The sequence below is a fragment of the Gluconacetobacter sp. genome, from assembly GCF_047721585.1.
Classification (GTDB): Bacteria; Pseudomonadota; Alphaproteobacteria; order Acetobacterales; family Acetobacteraceae; genus Gluconacetobacter; species Gluconacetobacter dulcium.
In genome coordinates this window covers 12,711-36,498 of record NZ_JBDNXE010000030.1, presented here as the reverse complement: position 1 = coordinate 36,498, position 23,788 = coordinate 12,711, and the positions used below count along the sequence as shown (strand labels likewise).

Annotated in this window: 22 protein-coding genes; 11 read left to right on the top strand and 11 right to left on the bottom strand. The window is 63.1% G+C overall.

Annotation, left to right across the window (positions count from 1 at the left end; translation table 11 throughout):
* Positions 1-290: 290 nt before the first annotated feature.
* On the top strand, positions 291-1,499 hold the full coding sequence (locus ABF821_RS07840; protein WP_415529626.1) for an alpha-hydroxy acid oxidase: 1,209 nt from the start codon (positions 291-293) through the stop codon (positions 1,497-1,499).
* Between the two features lie 274 nt (positions 1,500-1,773).
* Here ABF821_RS07840 and ABF821_RS07835 read toward each other — a convergent pair whose 3' ends face one another.
* The 6 genes from ABF821_RS07835 to ABF821_RS07810 form a co-directional block, all read right to left on the bottom strand.
* Positions 1,774-2,757 (bottom strand): DUF707 domain-containing protein, encoded by a 984-nt coding sequence (locus tag ABF821_RS07835; RefSeq protein ID WP_415529625.1) that lies wholly within the window; start codon positions 2,755-2,757, stop codon positions 1,774-1,776.
* 233 nt (positions 2,758-2,990) lie between these two features.
* Positions 2,991-3,539 carry a dTDP-4-dehydrorhamnose 3,5-epimerase gene (rfbC, locus tag ABF821_RS07830; protein ID WP_415529624.1) on the bottom strand — a complete coding sequence of 183 codons (549 nt, stop codon included), beginning with the start codon at positions 3,537-3,539 and terminating at the stop codon, positions 2,991-2,993.
* Positions 3,526-4,884 carry an NAD(P)H-dependent oxidoreductase gene (locus tag ABF821_RS07825; RefSeq protein WP_415529623.1) on the bottom strand — a complete coding sequence of 453 codons (1,359 nt, stop codon included), beginning with the start codon at positions 4,882-4,884 and terminating at the stop codon, positions 3,526-3,528. The genes rfbC and ABF821_RS07825 overlap by 14 nt, the downstream gene beginning before the upstream one ends.
* 82 nt (positions 4,885-4,966) lie before the next feature.
* On the bottom strand, positions 4,967-5,746 hold the full coding sequence (rfbF, locus tag ABF821_RS07820; RefSeq protein WP_415529622.1) for a glucose-1-phosphate cytidylyltransferase: 780 nt from the start codon (positions 5,744-5,746) through the stop codon (positions 4,967-4,969).
* 94 nt (positions 5,747-5,840) lie between these two features.
* Positions 5,841-6,896, bottom strand: a complete 1,056-nt coding sequence (locus ABF821_RS07815) for an NAD-dependent epimerase/dehydratase family protein (RefSeq protein WP_415529621.1) — start codon at positions 6,894-6,896, stop codon at positions 5,841-5,843.
* Between the two features lie 56 nt (positions 6,897-6,952).
* The gene (locus ABF821_RS07810; RefSeq protein WP_415529620.1) at positions 6,953-7,348 is read right to left on the bottom strand and encodes a hypothetical protein; all 396 of its coding nucleotides are present in this window, start codon (positions 7,346-7,348) and stop codon (positions 6,953-6,955) included.
* Between the two features lie 236 nt (positions 7,349-7,584).
* Between ABF821_RS07810 and ABF821_RS07805 the strand changes: the two genes are divergently transcribed.
* The 4 genes from ABF821_RS07805 (at position 7,585) to ABF821_RS07790 (ending at position 10,629) form a co-directional block, all read left to right on the top strand.
* Complete coding sequence (locus tag ABF821_RS07805; protein WP_415529619.1) at positions 7,585-7,788, top strand: hypothetical protein; 204 nt, start codon at positions 7,585-7,587, stop codon at positions 7,786-7,788.
* Positions 7,789-7,806: 18 nt separating this feature from the next.
* Positions 7,807-9,270 carry a mannose-1-phosphate guanylyltransferase/mannose-6-phosphate isomerase gene (locus tag ABF821_RS07800; protein ID WP_415529618.1) on the top strand — a complete coding sequence of 488 codons (1,464 nt, stop codon included), beginning with the start codon at positions 7,807-7,809 and terminating at the stop codon, positions 9,268-9,270.
* A 36-nt stretch (positions 9,271-9,306) separates the two neighbouring features.
* Positions 9,307-10,314 (top strand): UDP-glucose 4-epimerase GalE, encoded by a 1,008-nt coding sequence (gene galE / locus ABF821_RS07795; RefSeq protein ID WP_415529617.1) that lies wholly within the window; start codon positions 9,307-9,309, stop codon positions 10,312-10,314.
* 108 nt (positions 10,315-10,422) lie between these two features.
* The gene (locus tag ABF821_RS07790; RefSeq protein WP_114728029.1) at positions 10,423-10,629 is read left to right on the top strand and encodes a TOBE domain-containing protein; all 207 of its coding nucleotides are present in this window, start codon (positions 10,423-10,425) and stop codon (positions 10,627-10,629) included.
* A 21-nt stretch (positions 10,630-10,650) separates the two neighbouring features.
* On the opposite strand, the gene ABF821_RS07785 is transcribed toward ABF821_RS07790, so the two are convergent.
* Positions 10,651-12,723, bottom strand: a complete 2,073-nt coding sequence (locus ABF821_RS07785; RefSeq protein ID WP_415529616.1) for an ATP-dependent helicase — start codon at positions 12,721-12,723, stop codon at positions 10,651-10,653.
* 205 nt (positions 12,724-12,928) lie between these two features.
* Between ABF821_RS07785 and ABF821_RS07780 the strand changes: the two genes are divergently transcribed.
* From ABF821_RS07780 to ABF821_RS07770, 3 genes are read left to right on the top strand one after another with little or no spacing between them, the layout of a single operon-like run.
* Positions 12,929-13,720: an ImuA family protein gene (locus ABF821_RS07780; protein WP_415529615.1), complete on the top strand. Its 792-nt coding sequence runs from the start codon at positions 12,929-12,931 to the stop codon at positions 13,718-13,720.
* A gap of 16 nt (positions 13,721-13,736) precedes the next feature.
* Positions 13,737-15,158 carry a DUF6504 family protein gene (locus ABF821_RS07775; protein WP_415529627.1) on the top strand — a complete coding sequence of 474 codons (1,422 nt, stop codon included), beginning with the start codon at positions 13,737-13,739 and terminating at the stop codon, positions 15,156-15,158.
* Positions 15,155-18,319 (top strand): error-prone DNA polymerase, encoded by a 3,165-nt coding sequence (locus ABF821_RS07770; RefSeq protein WP_415529614.1) that lies wholly within the window; start codon positions 15,155-15,157, stop codon positions 18,317-18,319. The genes ABF821_RS07775 and ABF821_RS07770 overlap by 4 nt, the downstream gene beginning before the upstream one ends.
* 15 nt (positions 18,320-18,334) lie before the next feature.
* Here the strand turns inward: ABF821_RS07770 and ABF821_RS07765 are convergent, their stop codons facing one another.
* From ABF821_RS07765 to ABF821_RS07750, 4 genes are all read right to left on the bottom strand, one after another.
* Positions 18,335-18,514, bottom strand: coding sequence for a hypothetical protein (locus ABF821_RS07765; protein ID WP_183009288.1), 180 nt, complete (start codon positions 18,512-18,514; stop codon positions 18,335-18,337).
* Positions 18,515-18,596: 82 nt separating this feature from the next.
* Positions 18,597-18,932, bottom strand: a complete 336-nt coding sequence (locus tag ABF821_RS07760) for a hypothetical protein (protein WP_183009289.1) — start codon at positions 18,930-18,932, stop codon at positions 18,597-18,599.
* Positions 18,933-19,059: 127 nt separating this feature from the next.
* Positions 19,060-19,875: a family 1 encapsulin nanocompartment shell protein gene (locus tag ABF821_RS07755; protein ID WP_183009290.1), complete on the bottom strand. Its 816-nt coding sequence runs from the start codon at positions 19,873-19,875 to the stop codon at positions 19,060-19,062.
* 11 nt (positions 19,876-19,886) lie between these two features.
* On the bottom strand, positions 19,887-20,921 hold the full coding sequence (locus tag ABF821_RS07750; protein WP_415529613.1) for a Dyp-type peroxidase: 1,035 nt from the start codon (positions 20,919-20,921) through the stop codon (positions 19,887-19,889).
* A 275-nt stretch (positions 20,922-21,196) separates the two neighbouring features.
* On the opposite strand from ABF821_RS07750, the gene ABF821_RS07745 reads away from it, so the two are divergent.
* From ABF821_RS07745 to ABF821_RS07735, 3 genes are read left to right on the top strand one after another with little or no spacing between them, the layout of a single operon-like run.
* Complete coding sequence (locus tag ABF821_RS07745) at positions 21,197-22,630, top strand: cytochrome ubiquinol oxidase subunit I (protein WP_415529612.1); 1,434 nt, start codon at positions 21,197-21,199, stop codon at positions 22,628-22,630.
* A 2-nt stretch (positions 22,631-22,632) separates the two neighbouring features.
* Positions 22,633-23,652 carry a cytochrome d ubiquinol oxidase subunit II gene (cydB, locus tag ABF821_RS07740; RefSeq protein WP_182972812.1) on the top strand — a complete coding sequence of 340 codons (1,020 nt, stop codon included), beginning with the start codon at positions 22,633-22,635 and terminating at the stop codon, positions 23,650-23,652.
* The gene (locus ABF821_RS07735) at positions 23,639-23,788 is read left to right on the top strand and encodes a DUF2474 domain-containing protein (protein ID WP_415529611.1); all 150 of its coding nucleotides are present in this window, start codon (positions 23,639-23,641) and stop codon (positions 23,786-23,788) included. Before cydB ends, ABF821_RS07735 begins: the two co-directional genes overlap by 14 nt.

Genomic DNA, 23,788 nt, shown 5'->3' with positions numbered 1-23,788 from the left:
ACCCCGCACGGCTGGTCGCGGGCGCCGACCGTCTGCGGCGGGAAACCGGCTGGACACCACGCTTCGTGGAACTCGACGAGATCGTCGCTACGGCTTACCGCTGGCGCCTGGAACACCCCCAGGGTTATGGCCCCGATCTGGGTGCGTGATAAGTCGTCTTACGGATCGCCTCCATTCAGGTCTTCGCATCCAGATGTGCGATGCTGTCTGGCAAAATGGATTGGCGATCGTAAGGTTAGCTTTTTCTACGGGCCATGTTGGAGTATGCCCGATCTGTTGCAAGGAGTGCCATGAACGCTTCTTTTCCGGTCCCGGTAAAACCGGCGATTGCCGCTGACGTATCCCGCCGTCTCGATCGTTTTCTGTGTCTGGATGATTTCGAGGCCGTTGCCCGGCGTCGCCTGCCACGGCAGATTTATGGCTATTACGCGGGAGCCGCGGAAACCAACCGCTCTCTGCGGGCCAATCGCGAAAGCTATGCCGCGCTCGCTCTCCTGCCGCGTGTGCTCGTCGATACCCGCGCGCGTTCGACGGCGGCATCTCTGTTCGGAAAATCTTTCAGCCTGCCGGTCGGCATCGCGCCAATGGGCCTGTCCGCCCTGTCGTCATTTCGGGGCGATCTTGTTCTGGCTCGGGCCGCAGCCGCCGAAAATGCGCTGATGGTGGCCAGTGCCACGTCACTCACGCCGTTGGAAACGATGGCTGCCGAGGGCGGGACGCGCTGGTTTCAGGCCTATCTGCCTGGCGATAAGGAACGGATCGCGGCGATGCTCCGCCGGGTGGAGGCCGCAGGGTTCGAGACGATCGTCCTCACCGCCGATGTGCAGGTCCCGGCGAACCGCGAGAACAACGTCCGCACCGGCTTTTCCATGCCCCTCCGGCCTACGCCGCGCCTTTTCTGGGACGGGGCGCTTCATCCCCGATGGTCGCTGGGAACCTTCATCCGCACCCTGATGGGCGGCATGCCGCATTTCGAGAACATGGACGCGTTTCGCGGGCCGGCGATCCTCTCCCGTTCCGCCGAACGCAATATCGGCACCCGCGACGGCCTGTGCTGGGAGCATGTCGCGTTCATGCGCGATGCCTGGAAAGGTCGCCTTGTCATCAAGGGGGTTCTTTCGCCCGAGGATGCTGCGCTTGCCCGCGCGGCGGGTGTCGACGGCGTCTGGCTGTCCAATCATGGCGGACGCCAGCTCGATTCAGCCATCGCCCCCCTGCTCATGCTGCAAGAGGTCGTCCGCGAGGCAGGCGAGATGGCGGTGCTGATCGACAGCGGTATCCGACGCGGCACGGATGTGCTCAAGGCCCTGGCGCTCGGTGCGGACTTCGTCTTCGTCGGCCGGCCGTTTCTGTATGCCTCGGTCGCGGCGGGCACCGCCGGCGTGCGTCATGCGCTGCGTTTGATGCGGGCGGAAATCGCGCGCGACATGGCGATGCTCGGCGTGAATACGATCGACGACCTGTCCCCCGCCTATGTGCGGCGGTTTGCAGCCCCGTGAGCGCATGGCTGGGATCGTGGATGATGCAGGCGAGGGCCAGCCTGCTTTCATGGGCGAAGACTGGCCTTTGACAGGAAAGGGCCGGGCTTCGCCCAACGCGCGGGAGGCTCCGGGCCTCGTAATCCCAATCCGCTAAACAAACGGTTTCCGAAGGTGCTCCTGCGGAAACCGTCTGCCTTTGGGCCGATAGGGCAGAGACCCGATATTCTTACGGGCTACGAGCAACCCGGTCCCGTTCTCTGCGAAATCCTGCCGGGACGGAGCCTTTATATGCTCATGCCACCGGTGAAATGCTTGTCGGTCGCTCCGGAGCGCGAAGCGGAATGCCTGCGGCCGCCAAACCCATGTCCGGATTGCGCGGCGGCGCGCCCATTCCGAGCACCGCCATCTTCGTACCTGCGACGGCACGAAGCTGTTCTGGCAGGTAGCCCATGCTGGTGAATGCCCGGATCAGCATCGCGCACCCCATGCGGAAGGTGTTCCATGACAGTTTCGCGTTTTTCGCGACCATGAACAGCCCGACCGCATTGCGTATGCGTGTCTCGAAGGCGCCAACCATCCTGCCATTGCCCAGATAACCGCCATAGACATGCATGCGAAGAGGGTGGTTATCGAAAGAGGCCAGTAGCTCGCGCACCTCTTCTTTCGGATCTATCTTGTCCTTCGCAAATGTATTGTAGATCGGTCCACTATAGAGCGGCCTCGTATGGGTCATCGGCACCTCGTCCACGATCGCGGCGCGATAGGCGGGGTCCTTCATCAGCATCGTCCAGATCATGTCCGTGCCCCAGCCGGTGAAATGCCGCTCGAACATCGGCAGAAGCGTACGGAGATAGGACGATTTGATGCAGCAGGCCATGGATTCAAGAAACGTGCTGTACCGGAGACGAAAGCCCGGCATGCGCAGGACGATGGCGTGCGACATGTAGCTTTCGATCGTCATGGCCGGTTGCGCCATCGTCAGGTCGTATTCCACCGCGATGTCGAACAGCCTGTTGATGTCGGACGCTTCCATCAAAAGGTCGTCGTCCGGGAGCATGATATACTCATAGCGATGCAGCAATTCGGGATGGGCCTTGAAGTGGCGTGCGATGCTGTCCCACTTGGTCCCGTAATCGAATACGGGCGGCAGATCGCCATCCTGGCAGTGCGAGCGGTCCTTGGCGTAAGCATTCAGTTGCAGATCCCAGTTCCGCGTGACCGTCTTGTCTGCAATCCAGCTATGATGCAGCGAGTTGTCACCGACACGGGCAAGCACAAGGAAGCGCCTGTTCTCAGAATGAAATTCGTGTTCCGGTTTCATAAGGAAGTCTCCCCGAACGGAATTCTGATGTTCTCATGTGAACTGCTGAAGGCGGATAGGTGATCCCTGACGCAAAACGCGCGCGATCCGCGAGGCGATGAGTGCATCAAGGCGACGTTTTATTTGTGGTGGCATGATATCGATGTCTCCTTGCAGCGAGATGCGCGCTGCCCGACGATGAAAAACATTCAAAAGACCGGTGGCGCCCCTGGTTGCAAAAACGGCCAGGATGCGTCTTTCGACGACAGTTCACTGACGCCCAGAGGCCAGGAAATCCCGATCAGTGGGTCGTCATGGCGCACACCGCCTTCCATGTCGGGCGCATAGGCGGCGCTGACAGGGTAGAAAACCTCGGTATCGTCGGTCAGTGTCTGGAAACCATGGGCAAATCCCGGCGGTACATAAAGAAGTCTGTGATTCTCGGCGGTCAGCACGAAGGCTTCATGCTGTAGATAGGTCGGCGATGCGCCGCGCAGGTCCACGATCACATCGACGATCTCTCCTCTGGTGCAGCGCATCAGCTTGGCTTCGGCGTGGGGGACGCGTTGGAAATGCAGCCCCCGTACCGTGCCTCTGTTGCGTGAAAAGGACATATTATGCTGCACGAAATCGGCGATCAGCCCGTGTGCCGCAAACTCCTCCCTGCACATCATCCGGGCGAAGAAGCCCCGGTCGTCCCCGCGGGGCTCCGGGTCTATCAGCATCGCATCCTTCAGTGTGGTTTCATGAAAGATCATAGACAACCTCTTCGATTGTCATGACCGGCGCGAAAATCTCTTCCTGCTCCGCATAAAGGCGGTCGATCGTTCGCCCCACCGGCAGGTCGACATCGGCGAAGGTGATGGGCTGATCCCTGGGAATGGGCCTGTTTATTCGGCCGCCGATCGCAAGCCCCAGAGGGATCAGGTTCTCCGCACGTATCGTCTCGATATTCTCGATCATTCCATAAGCTTCGAACCCGCCAAGCTCGGTAATGACATCTCCCGGCGCCAGGTCCTTCTTGGCCAGCGCGATAACGCCGACGCTGGGGCCAGCCTTCGGCGTGAGCGTCGCATCCCCGAACAGAACGGCCCGCGCGACCGAGCCGGGAACCTCGAAATGGCATAGATGAAAGGGGGTATAGAAACAATAATAAGGCCCAGGCCCCATTTTGTAATAATTCAGGAAATGCCGCTGGCGTGGGTCTTCCATCGTCCCGATGACGAAGACGCCGGGACCGGGCCGCGCGCCGATCACATAATCGACGATGCCGGGCCCGCCGGCGGCGAGATGGGCGTCGAGGTGGGCGGCAAAGGCGCCGGTCGTTTCTTCAAGTGGCTTCAGCGGTGCATAAGGGTCTCCGCCCGAGAAATCCGGCCCGATCATGCCGCGCCGCGCCACCTTCATGCCGGTGCCGTTGGCGATGACCGTCTGCTCGAACGAGATTTTCGTGCCATCGGCGAACGATGCCGCCATGGCCGGGTCCAGGCCCCATTTCTGCGCGAAGGAAATCTGCGTGTCGGGGGTACGATACGGATCGTAGAGTCCCTTGATGCTGCCGCACAGTACCGGACGGACGCCGATCCCCTCCATGAAGCGGACCAGATTCATCATCACGCCCGGCTGGTCGCCATCCCCGGCGGTATAGACGACGCCGGCTGCGTCCGCTTTCACCTTCAGGATTGGACCAATGGTGCCGTCGAGTTCCGCATTCACCTGGATCAGATGCTTGCCGCCCTCGATCGCGGCCAACACCGCGCGGGCGGCATATTCCATCGACCCGGTCGCCTCGATCACAGCGTCGATCCCTGCCGCCCTCGCCAGTAGCAACGGATCGTTCGTGACAGCCCGTGCCCCCGAGGCAATCGCGGCGTCCAGGGCGGTGGCGTCCGCGCACCATACGGGGTCGAGCCCGAGTTCGGTAAAGACCGCCTCGCCGTTCGCGCGGGTTCGGTTGGCGACCGCGACGACACGCATGCCCGGCGTCGCGATCTCGATGGTGCGGGCGATGGCGCGCGCCTGGGTGCCCGCTCCGATGATGGCGACGGTCACCGGTCGCCCTTCCGCCTCACGCTTTTTCAGCGCCGTATCAACGATGATCATGTTTCGGCTCCTGCCGATTATGTCGTTTCCGATGCTCTCACGCCATATTGCTCCGTCCGCCGCGCGTCCGGATCGGCGCCTGTCAGTCGGACCATACTTTCCAGGGGGGCGCCTGGGTTGCCCACGCGGCTTCGAGAACCTGCTTGTCGCGCAACGTATCCATGCTCTGCCAATAGCCGTCGTGTACGAAGCTCGACAGCTTGTCGCGCTCGATCAGCCGGTCCATTGGTTCGGCCTCCCATGTCGTCAGATCATCGTCGATCAGGTCGAAGATCTCCGGCTCGCATACGAAGAAACCGCCATTGATCAGTCCGCCATCGCCAGCCCGCTTCTCGCCGAAACCGCGCACGGCCGCTCCGTTGTCACTCAGATGCAGCGCGCCGTAACGTCCGGGCTGGACCACCGCCGTCAACGTGCACCACGTATCGCGGGATTTGTGGAAGGCCACGAGGTCGTTGATGTTGACGTTGCTTACGCCGTCGCCATAGGTCAGGCAGAACGTGTCGTCTTCCAGATAGCGGCGCGCGCGGCGGATGCGGCCGCCCGTGAGGGAATCCTTGCCGGTGTCCAGCACCGTGACGCGCCAGTTCTCGGTCTGTGCCTGGAGCCAGTTCACCTCTCCGGTGCCGAGGTCGATGGCAAAATCGCTGCGCGACGCGCGATAGCGCATGAAGTAATCGCGGATGAAATCGATGCGATATCCTCCAAGAACGACGAAATCTGAAAACCCGTAATGGGCATACATCTTCATGATATGCCAGAGGATCGGCCGGCCACCGATCTCGGCCATGGGCTTGGGACGGATCATCGTCTCCTCGCTCAGCCTTGTTCCGAAACCTCCAGCAAGTATAGCGACTTTCATCGATCAATCCTCCATTTTATATTTATATGTTATGGGATTGTTTTTCGCTCGTGGTGGCTTTGCCGATGCGGGAGGGAACCCGGATCGGCCCCTCTCAGGGGCGCGCCGATCTTTGCCAGACAAGTGCCGAATCGAGGCGCCCCGAAGCCATGTGTGCCTCCAGAACCTTGAGTCGAATCAAAGGAGAGTTGCGAAAATCCGCGTCTTCGAAAGCCATGCGTTCCAGCCCGGCCTTCAACTCCCCGATCGAATCACGCAGCGTTACTTGCGGCTGATGATCCGGCGCCAAGGATCTGTAGAGACTAAAATCGACCCGATAGGACCGGCTGTCCACCGGTGCCTCGGTATTGACGCTGACCGTGGTCCCCGGCAGCATCTCAGCCACGGCATCGGCGATCTGCCTTACCTGATAATTGCGATCGTCACTGCCGACATTGACCGCCAGATAGCGCCCGCCGGCTTCCGCCGGGCGGTCGACCGCCCAGTCGATCGCGCGCGCCATATCGGCGGTATCGATCATCGGCCGCCATGGGGTTCCATCCGAAAGCACGCTGAGCTTGCCAGTGACCATCGCGGATGCGACGAAATCATTCAGCACGAGATCGAGCCTCAGCCGATCGGACATGCCGCAGGCAGTCGCGAAGCGGAGGCAGGTGATCACCATGTCGGTGTCGATCTGCTCCAGTGCCTTTTCCGCGCCAATCTTGGATCGGGCATAGGCCGTCACGGGATTGACCGGATCGCTCTCCTTGCGCGGACCACCTTCCGCGATACCGTATATGCTGCAACTCGATGCGAAAACGAAATGGTGTACGCCAGCGTCCGCGGCGGACCTGGCCAGGGCGATCGTGGTATCCTGATTGATGTCGTAAGTGATTTTTTCGAATTTATGGCCCATCGGATCGTTCGATATGGCGGCGAGCTGCACGACCGCGTCATATCCGGCAAGCCGCTCGGGTGTGATGGACCGTACGTCGCCGTAGAATTGCGCATCGAGACTATGCTCCGGCAGGCACATGGCGCCGGTGAGACAATGGGCGAAATAGGCATTGTCGAAACCGTGCAGCACGGCGTCGGGCCGCATCTGACGGAGATACTTGCAGACCGTAGATCCGACATAGCCCATATTTCCGGTAATCAGTATTTGCATTGCAGCCGGCTCCTTGCCAGAGGCTGAAGTTTGTCAACTCGCGACCTGCCGAAATATCAGCGCGGTATAGAGGAGATATCCACAAAACTGCGTGAATGCTGTTTGTCCAGGCTGGTGTCTTCTCTCACTCCACAGGGAGCCGAAAAGCCAAAAATGGCCCGAAATCCGGGCAATCTTTCCAGCGCTGCGGCGAGAAGGTTAAGATGTTCTGAAGAGAAAGGTTTCGTTGTACGCAAGAAAAAGGTTTTCTGTTTCTGGATCAGGAGGAACCGGCTTTGGGGCGTGTCCGTAGCGGCCGGTGCGAGGCGATGATCTGGCGACGCCACAAAGGATTTCCGGATCGCGATGGTGGAGGCGCAGGCCCGCGACACGCCGACCGACTGGGTGGAGCCCGCGATCGTGTGATTGGAAAGGATGCAACCCGAAACTTGCCGTGGTGGCGGTCGTTTCATTCATGCGGAGATGCGGGCAGGATTGCCACCGCATCCTTGCCACAGCCTGTCGAGCAAAAGCCCCTGGCGACAGGGGTGCTGCGAAGAGGCGGCATATCTTCGCGTATGAGCGCGGTTTGGAGCAGTCTTTAATACAATGAAAGGCGTCCGGTCGGGTTGTATGGGAGCGGTTCAGTCTGGTCTGACACCGTCCTCGGGACAGCGTTCTGAACCCGGAACCCGTGTCCAAGCGGGGTATGGTGCTGTATGAGGCTGTTTTCTTTATTTATAACAGCATATTGGCGTATCCCGGATGCCTCTGGCTGACAGCGGCTGAGCTATGTGATAGCCGTTATCCGCATAAATTTTTCATGGCCTGGCTGCACGGCATCGGCCGCGTGCCGGATGATGGGGCGGACGGCGAGATCGTCGGTTTCCGAGATAATATTGAGACTGAATAGAGCAGTAGGGAGGATGCCATGTCTGACACGACGCTTCCGGTGATTGGCGCGCAGGCGGCGAGCACGACGAAGATTGTCCCGGTCATTCTGTCTGGCGGGACGGGGAGCCGGCTGTGGCCGCTGTCGCGGGCGAGCTATCCGAAGCAGCTCTGGTCGCTGGTGGGGAACCGGACGATGCTGCAGGAGACGGCGTGCCGTGGGGTTGGGGCGATGTTCGAGGCCCCGATCGTGATCTGCAACCACGACCATCGCTTTCTGATTGCCGAGCAACTGCGCGAGGCGGGGATCGAGAATGCGCGGATCGTGCTGGAACCCGCCGGTCGCAACTCCGCGCCGGCGATTGCCGCCGCGGCCCTGCTGGCCGCGGAAAGCAATCCGGATGCGGTGCTGTGGATCATGGCGGCCGATGCGGTGATGACCCGGCCGGAAACGCTGGAACAGCTTCTTCCGGCGGCGGCGGCTGCGGCGCAGCGGGGCCATATCGTCGTCTTCGGCATGCATCCGACCCGGCCGGAAACCGGTTACGGCTATATCGAGGCCGGCCAACCTTTGGCCAGACTGCCCGAGGTCAGCACGGTCGCCGGGTTTATCGAGAAGCCGGATGCGGAGACCGCCGCCGAACTGGTGGCGTCGGGCAAGTATATGTGGAATTCGGGGATGTTCGTCTTTACGGCGCACACCCTGCTCCAGGAAATGGAAGTCCATGCTCCGGTGGTGCTGGCGCCTGTGCGGCAGGCGGTGGAGCGCCGCACCGGCGACCTGATCTTCCAGCGCCTCGACCCTGCGTCGTTTCTCTCGGCGCCGGATATTTCCTTCGATTACGCGGTGATGGAACATACCGACCACGCGGCGGTCATCGCCGGAGATTTCGGCTGGACCGACATCGGAAGCTGGAATGCGCTGTGGGATATCGGCGAGAAGGACGGCGCGGGCAACGTGGCGCAGGGTCATGTCTGCCTGGAAGGGGTGCATGACAGCTACGTTCGGTCGGACGAGATACTGACCGCCGTTGTCGGGCTCGATGATGTCGTGGTGGTGACGACCCGTGATGCGGTGCTGGTGACGCAGAAGAGCCGGGCGCAGGACGTGAAGAAGATCGTGACCCGGCTGCAGGCCCAGGGGCGCAAGGAGGCGGAGGCCCATAACCGGTGCTACCGGCCATGGGGCTTCTATGAGAGCCTGATCCAGGATGCGCGCTTCCAGGTGAAGCGCATCGTCGTGATGCCGGGCGAGAAGCTGTCGCTCCAGAAACATTATCATCGGGCGGAACATTGGGTGGTCGTCAGTGGCGTGGCGCTGGTGACGCGCAATGCCGAGCAGATCACCGTCCATGAGAACGAGAGCATCTACCTGCCGCAGGAATGCACCCACCGGATGGAAAATCCGGGCCGTATCCCGCTGGTGCTGATCGAGATCCAGACCGGGTCCTATCTGGGAGAGGATGATATCGTCCGCTTCGAGGACACCTATAACCGGACCTGATGGTTACAGATTGCAAGAGAAGTCGAGGCAGCGAAGATGACAGAACGATCCCGTTTTCTGGTGACCGGTGGGGCGGGCTATGTGGGCAGCCATGTCGTCGCCGCCCTGCGGGATGCGGGGCATGATGTGCTGGTGTTCGACAATCTGCGGACGGGGCATCGGGAGGCGGTGCCCGACGGGGTGACGTTCGTCGAGGGCGACCTGGCGGACCGCGCGCTGGTCGATACGATCCTGGCCAGCGGCCCGTGGGCTGGGGTGCTGCATTTCGCGGCGCTGTCGCTGGTGGGGGAGAGCATGCAGCACCCGCTGCGCTACATGGAAGCCAACGCGGGGCTGGGCTTCACGCTGATCGACGCCTGCATCCGCCATGGCGTGAAGCGCTTCGTGTTTTCCTCGACGGCGGCGCTGTTCGGGCAGACGGAGGACGCGCTGATCACGGAAGCGACGCCGATCGTTCCCGGTTCTCCCTATGGCGAAAGCAAGCATATGGTGGAGCGTGCCCTGCTGTGGGCCGACCGGATTCATGGGCTGCGCAGCGCGTGCCTGCGCTATTTCAATGCCGCCGGCGCTGATCCCGACGGGCGGCTCGGGGAGGACCATCGGCCGGAGACCCATCTGATCCCGCTGGTGATCGATGCGGCATTGGGGCGGAGGGAGGCGCTGCATCTGTTCGGCGACGACTATCCGACGCCCGACGGAACCTGCATCCGCGACTATATCCATGTCACGGATTTGGCCCATGCCCATCTGGCGGCGCTGGATGCGATCCATGATCGCAGCGTGGTCTATAATGTCGGCACCGGGCGAGGACATTCGAACATGGAGGTGATCCGCAGCGTGGAGCGGGTGACCGGGCGTGTGGTGCCGTGGCATCTGGCGCCCCGCCGCCCAGGCGACCCCGCACGGCTGGTCGCGGGCGCCGACCGTCTGCGGCGGGAAACCGGCTGGACGCCACGCTTCGTGGAACTCGACGAGATCGTCGACACGGCTTACCGCTGGCGTCTGGAACACCCCCATGGATATGGCCCCCTTCAGGGCGGATAAGCGCGGCGACGGCCGGTCGACCCATGCAGCGGCCATTTCCGGGCGCGATCCGGGCATGCGCGCGGGTCAGGTCGGCCACGCAGGAAACGATACCCAGGGAGAGACGGCATGAAACTGAGCGCGCGCAATCAGATCAAGGGCACGGTCACGGCGGTGACCAAAGGCCAGACCACCGGCCATGTGACGATTGATATCGGCGGGGGCGTCGTGATCACCTCGGCGATCACGAACGAGGCGATCGACGATCTCGCCTTGGCGGTGGGCGATGAAGCCTATGCCGTTATCAAGGCATCGGACGTGATGGTGGGTAAATAGAGCGCGGCACGTCGGCCGGCTCTATCCCCACATGTCGCGTAGCCGTGCGGCCATGTCGATGCGGACCTGCTTTGCCGCGTCCCGGCGTTCTGCATCCTCCGGCGTGACGACTGGCCAGGCGCGTGTTTCGAAGAGGGGCAGCATGGCCGGGTCGATGAAGCGGGTTCGCGCGGCATAGACATGGCGGTCGCCCATGCCATGCTGTCCGTGGACGTGAAAACGCTGCGGCACGATCAGGTCGAGGGACTCCTTCGCCCGTGTCATGGCGACGTAGAGCAAGCGGCGTTCTTCGTCGATCTCCTCGGTTTCACCGGTGCCGAGGTCGGAGGGGATGCACCCATCGACAGTGTTGAGGATGAAGACGCTCCGCCATTCCTGCCCCTTGGCGGAATGGATGGTGGAGAGGATCAGGTAATCTTCATCCAGCAGCGGCACGCCGGCCTGATCGGAAGTCGCGTCCGGCGGGTCCAGCGTCAGGTCGGTCAGGAACCGCTCGCGGGACGGATAGCCGCCCGCGATCTGTTCCAGTTGCCGCAGGTCGGACAGGCGGGTGGTCGCGTCCTCATGCAATCGTTCCAGATGGGGTTCATACCAGTGGCGGATCAGGCCGATTTCCGACGGCCAGCCGGCGGTGCGGTTGCGCAGGCCGTGCATCGTGTCGACAAATCCGGCCCAGCCTTCGCCCGCACGCGCCGGTGCCCTGACCTGCATCAGGGCGGCGATCGGGTCCGGCGCGTCCTGCATGGCGTCCAGCACACGCCGGGCCGAGGTGGGGCCTACGGCGGGCAGCAATTGCATCACCCGGAACCCGGCGACCCGGTCGCGTGGGTTTTCCGCAAAGCGCAGCATGGCCAGCACGTCCTTGACATGGGCGCTGTCGAGAAATTTCAGCCCGCCGAACTTCACAAACGGGATGTTGCGCCGCGTCAGTTCGACTTCCAGTGAGCCGCTATGGTGCGCGGCGCGGAACAGCACCGCCTGCTGCTTCAGCATCGTGCCCTGTTCGCGGTCTTCCAGCATCCGTTCGACGATATAGCGGGCCTGGTCGGAATCGTCCTTCACGCAGACCAGGCGGGGCAGGGCGTCGGATGCGCGGTCGGTCCACAGATTCTTGGTGAACCGTTCGGAGGCCCGTTCGATCACCGCGTTGGCGGCGGCGAGGATCGGCTGGCTGGAACGATAATTGCGCTCCAGCGTCAGCACGGTGGCCGGGGTAGGGAAGGCGGACGGGAAATCGAGGATGTTGCGCACCGTCGCGGCCCGGAAGGCATAGATGCTCTGGGCATCGTCGCCCACGACGGTCAGCCCCGCGCCGTCGGGCTTCATGCCCAGCAGGATCCTGGCCTGCAACCGGTTGGTGTCCTGATATTCGTCCACCAGCACATGGTCCCATGTCCCGCCGATTTCGGCGGCCAGGATCGGGTCGCCCATCATCTGCGCCCAGATCAGCAGCAGGTCGTCATAATCCAGCACGTTCTGGACCTGCTTGGCCGCGACATAGGTGCCGAACAGCGTCTTGAGCTGCTCCTGCCAGCCCGCGCACCACGGGTAATGCTTCAGCAGCACATCGGCCAGCGGTTGCCCGGCGTTCACCACGCGGGAATAGATCGCCAGACAGGTGCCTTTGGTCGGAAAGCGACTTTCGGTCCGGGAGAACCCCAGTTCGTGCCGGACCAGATTCATCAGGTCGGCGGAATCCTCGCGGTCATGGATCGAAAAGGCCGGGTCCATGCCGATCTGTTCGGCATGGGCGCGGATGATCCGCGCGCCGATCCCATGGAACGTGCCGGTCCAGCCCAGGGCACCGGCCAGCGCGCCGGCCCTGTCGCCCAGCACCTGGGCGCAGATCCGCTCCACCCGCCGTGCCATCTCGGCACTCGCGCGGCGTGAGAAGGTCATCAGCAGGATGCGGCGGGGATCGGCACCGTTGACGACCAGATGCGCGACACGGTGCGCCAGCGTGTTGGTCTTGCCCGATCCGGCCCCGGCGATGACCAGAAGAGGCGCGGCCGGAGGGGCTGTACCCTGTGCGACTCCGTGCATCACGGCGGCGCGTTGCGCGTCATTCAGCCTGTCGAGATATCCGTCGGCCACGATTGCTCCCGTAACGCCCTGAAAATGGGGTTATTCCCTGATGAGTGCCTGTAGTTTCCGCCATGGCGCGCTGTGGATCAAATAGGGCGGCCCGGTGCGAAAGTCGTTGACGCCTGTCCCTGATATGGAACAAATAGAGAACATAATGACCCGTCCACCGATTGGGAAGCCTCGGTGGAACGCCATGGATGGACTGTCCTGCCACATGCCCGCATCCGAATCCCGTCCCGCGCTGGAGGTGCTGCGGGAGCAGATCAGTCGTCTGGAAGGCCGCTCGGGGCGCAGGCGGGCTGTCCTGCCATTCGGTCTGGATGAGATCGACAGCCGGTTGCCGGGCGGGGGGCTGATGCTGGGCGCTCTTCATGAAGTGGCGGGGGGTGGATGCGATGCCCTGCATGCCGCTGCGGCCGGCCAGTTCGCGGCAGGGATCGCGGGGCGCACGCGGGGAAAAGTGCTGTGGATCGTCAGCCGTCAGGATGTGTTCGCGCCGGCCCTGATGCAGGTAGGGCTGTCGGGGCGACGGGTCATCTATGTCGAGGCCCGGTCGGATGTGGATGTGCTGGCCTGCTTCGAGGAGGGACTGCGACATGGCGGCCTGGGGGCCGTGGTGGCGGAAGTGGCGCGGCTGTCGATGACGGCGTCGCGCCGCCTGCAACTGGCGGCCGAGACCTCCGGGGCGCTGGGCATCGCGCTCCGGCGCTGGAGGCGGCCGACCGGGGCGGCCGATTTCGGTCAGTCGACGGCCAGCGTCACGCGCTGGCGGGTGTCGGTTCTGCCATCGGTCGCGCTGCCGGTGCCCGGTGTGGGGCGGCCACGCTGGCGGCTGGAACTGATCCGGGCACGGGCCGGGGATGAAGCCATTTTTGAAGTGGAGGCTTGCGATGGCCAGGGGAGACTTGCCCAGAGCGGGCTTGTCGAGAATCGTCTCGCTCTACCTGCCGTTCTGGCCGACGGATCGGATCAGGAAGCGGTTGGGCGCCGACGCGCCCGCGCCTGAGGCCGCGCTGGCGCTGGTGGGCCGTGTGGGACGGCGCCGGGTCGTGCGCTCGGTCGATCTCGTCGCCCGCAAGGCGGGGTTGTGTCCTGGTACGCCGGTGGCCAAGGCACAGGCGCTGTATCCCGATCTGACCATCATGGACGCCGATCCGCAGGGGGACCGCGAGGGGCTGAAAAAATTGGCCCTGTGGTTCCAGCGCCGCATGGCCCCTGTCGTGGCCGTCGACCCGCCGGATGGCATTGTGCTGGATACGACGGGGGCCGATCACCTGCATGGGGGCGAGCAGGCCATGCTGGCGGCGATGGTCCAGCGGCTGCGGCGCACCGGGGTCACGGCCAAGGCAGCCGTTGCCGATAGTTTGGGGGCCGCCCATGCGCTGGCGCGCTACGGGCGGGCGCGGATGCTGGTCGTACCCCCCGGCGAGGCCGCCGCCGCGATGGCCGATCTGCCCATCGCGGCACTGCGCCTGCCCGATGATATCGTCGATGGGCTGCATGCTCTTGGCGTGTCCCGCATCGGCCCGCTTGCCGGTATGCCGCGCGCGCCGTTGGCACTGCGTTTCGGGCCGGAGGTCGCGCGCCGGCTGGACCAGGCATTCGGGCGGGTGGCGGAGGCCATCGTCCCGATCCGCCCCGTCGAACCGGTAGAGGTCAGCCGGAATTTCGCCGAGCCGATCGGTGCCGCCGAGACGATCGCGCGCATGATCGGCACGCTGGTGCCGCCCCTCTGCCAGTTGCTGGAAGAGCGCGGGCAGGGTGGCCGGTGTTTCGACCTGCTGCTGCACCGCGTAGACAGCCGCGCCGAGGCGATCCGGATTACCACCGCCCAGCCGGTGCGGGCCGCCGGAAGGCTGGTCCGGCTCCTGTGCGAAAAGATCGAGACGATCGACCCTGGTTTCGGGATCGAACGGATGGTGCTGACGGTGTCGTGGGCCGAGCCGATGGGCGTGCGTCAGGCCATGTCGTTGCTGGACGAGGCGGATGAGCCTGATGTTTCGGGCCTGATCGACAGTCTGGCCAATCGCGTGGGTACGCAGGCGCTGTATCGCTTTATGCCGGTCGAAAGCGACATGCCCGAACGCTCTTTCTGCCGCGTGCCGGCGCTGGCACCGGACGAGGCGAAGGACTGGCCGGATCACTGGCCGCGTCCGATGCGCCTGCTGCCCCGGCCCGAGCCCGTGCTCGCCATGGCCGAATTGCCCGATCAGCCGCCGGTCTTCTTTATCTGGCGCGGTGTCCGGCGGAAGGTGCGATGCGCCGACGGGCCGGAGCGCGTGTTCGGCGAATGGTGGAAAGGGGATGCCGAACTCACCACGGCCCGTGACTATTTCCGGGTGGAAGATACATCCGGCGAGCGGTTCTGGATCTACCGGGCCGGCGATGGGGAACATGGCGAAACCGGGTCGCAGGGCTGGTTCCTGCACGGGATCTTCGGATGACCCGCTATGCCGAATTGCAGGTGACGAGTTATTTTTCCTTCCTGCGCGGTGCGTCGTCGCCGGCCGAACTGTTCCGGCGGGCGAAGGCGCTGGGGGTCGAAGCCCTGGGGTTGTGCGACCGGAATACGCTGGCCGGCATGGTGCAGGCCCATGTGGCGGCGCAGGAGGCCGGGATACGGCTCGTCGTCGGCTGTCGCCTCGACCTGGCCGATTTTTCGCCCGTGCTGGTCTATCCGACCGATCGGGCCGCCTATGGCCGCCTGTGCCGCCTGCTGACCATCGGCAAGACGCGGGCAGGGAAGGGAGGATGCCATCTGCTGTGGGAGGATCTGGTCTCTTGGGGCGAGGGGTCGCTCGTTCTCCTGATTCCGGACAGGGCGGATGAGGACTGCGCGCAGCATCTGCGGATGCTGAAGGCCGCGTTTCATGATCGGGCCTTTATGACGCTGACGCTGCGACGGCGGCCCAATGATCAGATGCGGCTGTATGAACTGGCCGGCCTGGCGCATCGGGCGCGGGTGCCGACGGTGGTGACCAACGATGTGCTGTTTCACACGCATGATCGGCGCATTTTGCCGGATGTCGTGACCTGCATTCGACATAATACCACCATAGACGAGGCCGGGTTCGCACGGGAGCGCCACGCCGATCGCTATATCAAGCCGCCTCACGAGATGGCGCGTCTGTTCGGCCGCTATCCCGAGGCGATCGACCGCACGATCGAGATCGTGGAACGCTGCACATTCAGCCTGGAGGACCTGGCCTACCAATATCCCGACGAGGTGTCGGTGCCGGGGCAGACGCCGCAGCAGGCGCTGGAGGCATTGACCTGGAAAGGGGCTGGAAAATTCTATCCCGAAGGGCTTCCGGAAACGGTCAGGAAAAGCCTGGAGCATGAGCTGGCCCTGATCGGGCGCATGCAGTACGCACCCTATTTCCTGACTGTGAACAGTATCGTCCGCCATGCCCGTTCCAGGGACATTCTGTGTCAAGGGCGGGGATCGGCGGCCAATAGTGCGGTCTGCTACGTGCTGGGCATCACCGCCATCGACCCCGCGCGCAATAATCTGCTGTTTGAACGGTTCGTTTCCGAGGCGCGGCGCGAGCCGCCCGATATCGATGTCGATTTCGAACATGCGCGGCGCGAGGAGGTGATCCAGTGGGTCTACGGCCATTATGGCCGCAATCGGGCGGCCCTGACGGCGGTGGTGATCCGTTATCGCGCCAAGGGCGCATTGCGCGATGTCGCCAAGGTCATGGGCTTGCCGGAAGATTTGATCCGCACGCTGTCCGGCCAGATCTGGGGCTGGTCGAAGGAAGCGGACCCCGCGTTGTTCAGGGATACCGGCATCGATCTGTCCGACCGGCGTATCCGGCTGACGCTCGATCTGGCCTGCTGCCTGATCGGCGTGCCGCGCCATCTCTCCCAGCATCCGGGGGGCTTCGTGCTGACCCATGACCGGCTGGACGAACTGGTCCCGGTCGAACCGGCGGCGATGGACGATCGCCAGATCATCGAATGGGACAAGGACGATATCGGTGTCCTGAAATTCATGAAGGTCGATTGCCTGGCTCTGGGCATGCTGACCTGCATGAAGAAGGGGCTCGATCTGCTGGCCGAGCATAAAGGCGAGCATGTCACGCTGGCCACCATTCCGGCCGAGGATGCCGAGACCTACGACATGATCTGCAAGGCGGATACGATTGGCGTGTTCCAGATCGAATCCCGCGCCCAGATGTCCATGCTGCCGCGTCTGAAGCCGCGTGAATTCTATGATCTGGTGATCGAGGTCGCGATCGTCCGGCCGGGGCCGATCCAGGGCGATATGGTCCATCCTTATCTCCGCCGCCGTGAAAAACTGGAAGAGGAAGAGTATCCGACGCCGGAGCTGAAAAACGTGCTGAAGAAAACGCTCGGTATTCCGTTGTTTCAGGAACAGGCGATGCAGGTGGCAATGGTCTGCGCCGATTTTTCGGCGGGAGAGGCGGACCAGCTTCGACGGGCCATGGCCACATTCAAGCATACCGGCAATATGTCGCAGTTTCAGTCCCGGCTGATCGAGGGGATGAAGAAGAAAAACTATTCCGAAGCCTTTGCGCAGCGGATCTATCAGCAGCTCGAAGGCTTCGGGTCTTACGGTTTTCCGGAGAGCCATGCCGCCAGCTTTGCGATCCTCGCCTACTCCTCGTCCTGGATGAAATGCAAGCACCCCGATGTGTTCCTGGCCGCACTGCTCAATTCCCAGCCGATGGGGTTCTATGCGCCGGCCCAACTGGTGCGGGATGCGCGGGAACATGGGGTCGAGGTGCGGCCGATCTGCGTCAATGCCTCGCGCTGGGACAGCACGCTGGAAGGAGTGGCGACGAAGAAAGGGTGTTTCGCCGTCCGGCTGGGGATGAGCCTGGTCAAGGGCCTGACCGAGAAGGATGCGGCGCGCATTGTGGGCGTCCGGGGGCAACGCCCCTTCGCGTCAGTCGATGATCTCTGGCGCAGGGCAGAGGTCAGAGGGGCAGCATTGACGCATCTGGCCGAAGCCGATGCGTTCCGGCCGGGCCTTGGCCTGCCACGGCGCGAGGCGCTGTGGGCGATCAAGGCGTTGCGGGACGAGCCCTTGCCGCTGTTCGCGGCAGCCTCTATCGCGCGGGAGGCGAATGAACCCGCCGTGCGGCTCCAGCCGATGCGTGAGGGGGCCGAGGTGACGCGGGATTACAACCGCATCGGCCTGACCCTGCGCGACCATCCGGTCGCCTTTCTGCGTGACGACCTGCGCCGGATGGGTATCGTGTCCTGCCGGCAGGCAATCGAATCCAGGGATGGCAGGCGCCTGATGGCGGCGGGGCTGGTTTTGGTGCGCCAGCGCCCCGGTTCGGCTGAGGGGGTGGTGTTCCTGACGCTGGAAGATGAAACCAGCGCGTTGAACGTCATTATATGGCGGGATCTGTTCGATCGGTATCGCAGCCGGGTCATGGCGGGGCAGATGCTCGCCGTCACGGGAAATGTGCAGAAAGAAGGGGATGTCGTGCATCTCGTGGCGCGCGAGATCACGGATCTTTCCGATCTTCTGACCGATGTCGGCAATCGGGGCGCAGGCGGAGCCATCGGGGCGGATAAAGAGCCGCAAGCTGAGAGCGTTCTCGTGAAATCGAGAAATTTTCACTAAACCGGCGCTGTATGCTCAGAAAGGGGAGGGGCCGCCTGCCTCAGGGTCCGGTTCCTGCTGGTCGATCGACAGCACGGCCTCTTCCCTGCTGGAAAAGGGGCCTGCCAGAAGGATGGTGGGACCATCCATGATGTACCATCCGTTTTCACGAGGGGCGACGGGATCGCTCCTGTCGTCGAGATAGATTGCGATCATCCGAAGCCTCCCATGGGGTTATCTGTCCGGGACCTGACGGTCGGGATCGTCTGCCGCTGCTGCCCGTGCTGCCGGGCGCGCGTCAGGCCTCGTCTTTCAGGGCTTTCTCTTCTTCCTGCCGGGTTGCGAACGGGGTTTCCCGCTTGTTGTCCAGTTCGTTCATGGACCCGCCGGGATTGCCCAGATTGTCTTCCAGCCGCGCATCTTCGATGGGCTGACCGTTGGCGTCGAGGGGAACGGGAGATTCCACCGGGATCTGCCCGGCATCGGCATTGAGTTCCATCCCGATCAGGTCGGACGCGGCTTCCATGTAGGCATCCGGCCCGGCGCCGGGCCTGCCGTCGGCAATCCACATCTCCTTTGCCTTGGCGAGAATGCGTGCATCTCGTGCGGGAGAGGATTCCAGGGGGTTTTCCATTCCAATAATCCTTGTGCAGGCTTGCGATGAGTCTGTCTGCTTCGAAAAGGGCGGCCAGGGCCTGCTGGTATAAAACGCTCCATGCCCGCATCCGTTGCCCGCGCCCGTTCGGGGCGCGGGCGGGCGATCAGGCCGCAGGCTGTCCGGCCGGCTCGATGGCGACGGTCGCTTCGCTCGTCAGGACACGGAAGACGAAGCTTTCCTGCAAGTAAAGCTCGACCGCGTCCGCCGAGTGCGACAGGTAGCCGATCGAAAAATCCTGCCCGATATCCAGCGCCAGGTCGCCGCCGCGCATCGACACGACGAACGCGCCCTCGATGGCCGGCGCCCAGACGATTTTTCCGTCGATCATGCTCTCGATATGGTTGAGGACGGGATAGCCGTCATCGTCGCCGCCGCTGACATTCGCGAAAGCCTGCGCCCCCAGAACCACCGAATAGGGACCGTTCACGCCGGCCAGACGCAACGCGCTCAAGGCTTCGGCGATGGTATGCGCGTAATCCTTGGCCAGGGCGGGCAGCTTCAGATGGGCATTCGATGTGCCGTTGCGGATGCCGGGAATACCCGCTGCCGCGTAGCCGTCGAAGATCGCGCGATCCTCGGCAAAGGCAATCTGCCTTGCCGCGTCCTTGACCGGCTGCCAGTCGGAATCCAGAGACCCGCGCTCGACGGCGTCGATCTCGCTACGCAGAAGCGTAAAGGGAACACGCAGTTCCACCAGCGGGAGAACGTCACGCCGCAGGGCACGGATACCGTGTCCGGGGGCGTCGATCAGCGTGCCGCGCCCTGTGCCGACCCCCGCGAATGCGGTGCCTTTCGGCTCCGCCGTATCGACGACGCGCCGGCCGGCGAGGTGGCGGCGGATGGTGCGGGCGGCTTCTTCCTCGATCTGCGCCCAGGCCGCGCTCGAAATGGGGGCCAGATGCCGGTGGAGATTATTCATGTCAGGTTTCCTTACTTCAAGGAGCCGATGCCAAGCGAGCCGTCCCGCGAGCGCGCGCCCTGCCGATCGGTGGATGAGGCGGGGGAGGGGAGCTGGCCGTCCGGTTCTGGCGGTTCGGCGCCCATGTCTGGCGCGCCATCGAGAAACTCGCCGGTAGGGATAAAGAACAGGGCGCCGGTCACGGCCGTGCTGACATCGAGAAGCCGGTCGTAATTGCCGGGCGGCTTGCCGACGAACATGTTCCGCAACATCTGCTCGGTGCGCGCGGGAGAGCGCGCATAGCCGATGAAATAGGTGCCGAACTCCCCTTTGCGCACTTCGCCGAAGGGCATGTTGTCACGCACGATCTGCAATTGCTGCCCGTTTTCCTCGATATTGGTGAGGACATTATGGGCATAGCTGGGCTTGGCCGCGTCCGCGAGTTCGATATCCGACACCTTGCGGCGGCCGATGATATGTTCCTGGACTTCGGTGGGAATGGCATCCCACTTCTTGAGGTCGTGCAGGTATTTCTGGACGATGACATAGCTGCCGCCGATGAAGGCGGGGTCTTCGTCTCCGACGATGGCCGCGTCGAGCGCCGGCTGTCCGGTAGGGTTCTCGGTTCCGTCCACGAAGCCGAGCAGATCGCGCTCGTCGAAATATTTGAACCCGTGGACTTCATCCACGATCTCGCCGGCGCCTTCCAGCCGGGAGACGATGGCTGCCGCGAGTTCGAAACACAGATCCATCCGGGTCGCGCGGATATGAAAGAGCAGGTCGCCCGGCGTGGCGGGAGCATGATGTACGCCCCGGATTTCCTGGAACGGATGAAGGTCTCGCGGGCGGGGGGTGCCGAAGAGTTGATCCCAGGCATGCGAACCGATGCCGGTGATGCAGCTTAACCGTCCATCGGGCACCCGAAAGCCGACCCCGCGCACCAGAGATGAGAGATCTCCCAGAAGATCGCGGACCTGGGCGTTGATCGAAACGCTCTCGCTTAAAGTTGCGACAAGAAAGATGGCTGCCTGGGTCAGCTTCGTACCAACGGGTTGCGGTGTGACCAACGGACTGAAACTCCCTGCGGACGGGTTCGTATATACAACGCGCACTGATGTTCAGCATAGGCGGATGGCTGTTTATGACAAGCGGCCGGCGTGGAGGAAGTAACCGGTCCGGTCAAAATCTGCTCCCGCTTGCAAGAAGAAATAATTCCATAAGGAAAAGATACTGGACGCCCGTTTGGTGAATGATCTGGCAGAAATACCGGACCATTGTGGCATGCCGAGGGGGACCTGTTCTCGGGACGGCATGCCGATGTTCCGCTTTTAGGAAGGTGCTGATGCAGACCGCTCCAGACCTCGCGTTCCTCCTTGCGCGCTTTCAGTTCGCCTTCACCGTGGGCGTTCATATCATCTTTCCGGCCTTCTCCATCGGGCTGGCGGCCTATCTGGCCGTTCTGGAGGGGCTGTGGCTCAAGACCGGACGGCAGGTCTTTCTTGATCTGTACCGATACTGGATCAAGGCGTTTTCGATCGTCTTCAGCATGGGTGTCGTGTCAGGGCTGGTCATGTCCTATGAATTCGGGACCAACTGGTCGGTCTTTTCGAAGAAAGCCGGCCCGATCACGGGCGTCCTTCTGTCCTACGAAGTCATGACCGCCTTCTTTCTGGAGGCCGGGTTCCTCGGCGTCATGCTGTTCGGCATGAACAAGGTGGGGCGAGGGTTGCATTTCGCGGCCACCTGCTGCGTGTCCGTCGGCACGCTGATTTCGATGACCTGGATACTGGCATCGAATTCGTGGATGCAGACCCCGCGCGGCTATACGATCGACCCGGCCACCGGGCGTTTCCTGCCGGATGACTGGCTGGCCATCATCTTCAATCCGTCCTTCCCGTTCCGGCTGGTCCATATGGGGTTGGCGGCGTTCCTCTCCGTTGCGTTCGTGGTGGGGGCGACCGGTGCGTGGCATATGCTCAAGGCGCGGCGGGCTGGGGCGATGGCGCGCGAGCCGGTGCGGGTCATGTTCTCCATGGCCATGTGGATGGCCACCATCGTGGCGCCATTGCAGATTCTGGCGGGGGACGCGCATGGCCTGAACACGCTGAAATACCAGCCGGTGAAGATCGCGGCGATGGAAGGCGACTGGGAGACCGAGGGACGGGCTCCGGAGCTTCTGTTCGGGATTCCCGACATGAAGACGGAACGGACGGATTACGCCGTCAAGATCCCGCTGCTCGGCTCGTTGATCCTGACGCACAGTCTCGACGGCAAGGTGCCGGGCATGAAGGATTTCCCCCGCGACCAGCGTCCGCCGTCACCGATCATTTTCTTTTCGTTCCGCATCATGGTCGCGCTCGGCATGCTGATGGCGCTGGTCGGGTTCTGGTCGCTGTGGCTGCGCCGGAGCAGCGCCCTGTTCACCAGCCCGTTCTTTCATCGTGTGGCGGTGTGCATGGCGCCTGCGGGGTTCATCGCACTGTTATGCGGCTGGGTAACCACCGAGGTCGGCCGACAACCCTGGACGGTCTATGGCCTGCTACGGACTTCCGAGAGTGTTTCCCCCATCGTCCTGTCCAGCATGGCGGTGACGATGACGGCCTTCGTCGTGGTCTATGTGATCGTGTTCGGGTCGGGCCTGGCGATCCTGCTTCGTCTGCTGGGCCGCGCGCCGGAGGAAGGCGAGCATAATGCCAGCCCCGCGCATGCCGCCGATGTCCTGGCAACACACACGCATCCGGGGATCGCCGGCCCCATTCCCGGTGAAGGAGCCTGATCATGATGGATTTCGCACATTGGCTCCCCATCGTGTGGGCCGTCATCCTGGTGGCCGCGATTACGATCTACGTCATTCTCGACGGGTTCGACCTGGGCATCGGGATGCTGTTCGCTCTGGAACGCGATCAGGGCCGGCGGGATGTCATGGTCAATACGATCGCGCCGGTGTGGGACGGAAACGAGACGTGGATGGTCCTGGGGGGCGCCGTGCTCTACGGCGTGTTTCCGGGCGCCTATGCAACCCTTCTACCGGCCCTCTACCTGCCGATCGTCCTGATGTTGCTGGCCCTGATCTTTCGTGGCGTGTCGTTCGAATTCCGCATCATGACGCGGGGAACCGCGCGTGAGGCATTATGGGAGGTCGGCTTCATGGCCGGGTCGGGCATTGCCGCCTTCAGCCAGGGCGTGATCCTGGGCGGGGTGATCCAGGGCATTGCCGTTACCAATGGTGAATTTACCGGCGGCGCGCTCGACTGGCTGACGCCTTTCAGTGTTCTGTGCGGGCTGGCGGTCATGTGCGGATATGCCCTGCTGGGCGCGACCTGGCTGGTGTGGCGCACGACCGGCGTGTTGGAGGCATCCTGCCGCAAATGGGCCGTGTGGCTGGCCATCGGGCTGTTCGCGGGCATCGTGGCGGTCAGCCTGTGGACGCCGCTGCTGCATGCGCCCTATCTGCGGCGCTGGACCGACTGGCCGAACATTCTCTTTGTGGCGCCGGTGCCCGTGCTGGTCGCCGTGTTGGGCGCGCTGCTGGCCATGGGGTTGCGTCGCGGGCATTCCAGGGTGCCGTTCCTATGCGCTCTCGGCTGGTTCTTCCTGTGCCTCTCGGGCCTCGGGATCACGGTCTGGCCCTATGCCGTGCCGCCCAGCCTGACGCTGTGGGATGTATCGTCACCGCCATCGAGCCAGTTCTTTCAGCTTGTCGGCACGGCGATCCTGCTGCCGATCATCCTCACCTACACCATTTATTCCTACCGCGTGTTTCGCGGGAAAGTGACGGAAGCCGATGGTTATCACTGAAATCGTAAAGGGCAACGGAGATGACGCGCCGAAGCGCCTGGGCACACGGATCGGTTGGTTCGTGGCCATCTGGGCGCTCAGCACGGTGGCGTTTTTTGTGGTGGCGTCCCTGCTCCATCTGATGGTTCCCAAATGA